Source organism: Janthinobacterium sp. GW821-FHT03C08, assembly GCF_059420905.1.
This window is the reverse complement of the sequence record NZ_JBWKUP010000056.1, coordinates 1-615: the sequence shown is the minus strand read 5'-3', so window position 1 is coordinate 615 and position 615 is coordinate 1. Positions and strand designations below refer to the sequence as shown.

The 615-nt window shown below is 57.6% G+C and carries 1 protein-coding gene; it reads right to left on the bottom strand.

Features of this window, described 5'->3' with window-relative positions; translation table 11 throughout:
- Nucleotides 1-127: 127 nt before the first annotated feature.
- The coding region (gene gp17 / locus AC07VL_RS28040) for a tail completion protein gp17 (RefSeq protein ID WP_494808757.1) at nucleotides 128-615 on the bottom strand (488 nt) is incomplete at its 5' end.

The following is a 615-nucleotide window of genomic DNA, read 5'->3' as shown; positions in this document are numbered from 1 at the left end:
TGGCGACTGTTTCAAAGTCATCTTCAAATGCCATGATGTTACCTTTCAAAAAAAAGCCCGCTCGCTGAAATGCGATACGGGCGGGCTACAAAATTTGTGTTTATGGAAGTGCGACTGTGGTACCGCGTCAGTTCTGCTCGACGTAAGTGACAAGAAAATCACGAGACTGCTGGAAAATGTCAGCATCGTCATTACTGATATCCGGGCCAACCTGCTCGCGCATGACGCTGCGCACGGCGATCCCGGCAACCTCGCCGGTATGCGCGCCTGGCCCCAGCTTCGCTGCTTGCAGCACCGCCTTCTGGCTGTCATAGGATTTGGCCAGTACCGTAACCTGTACCCTGGAGCGCACCAGCACGGCCGCCTGACTGAGCGAGACCGTACTCAATTCGACGCGACTGATTTCACGAATACCGATAGCTGGCAGCTCAGCGCGCTGCGGCACTGTGCCCAGCACGATGTTCTTGGCCTCCACCAGCGCACGAACCGGGGCATGCGACATCAGCAGCGCGCGGATCACATCGACTGCACTCATGCAATCGGCGCCGACTTGATCCTGCTTTTCATGGCCGGCGCCGGCGCAGTCGGGTCTTTTACAGGCTCGACGACTGGAGT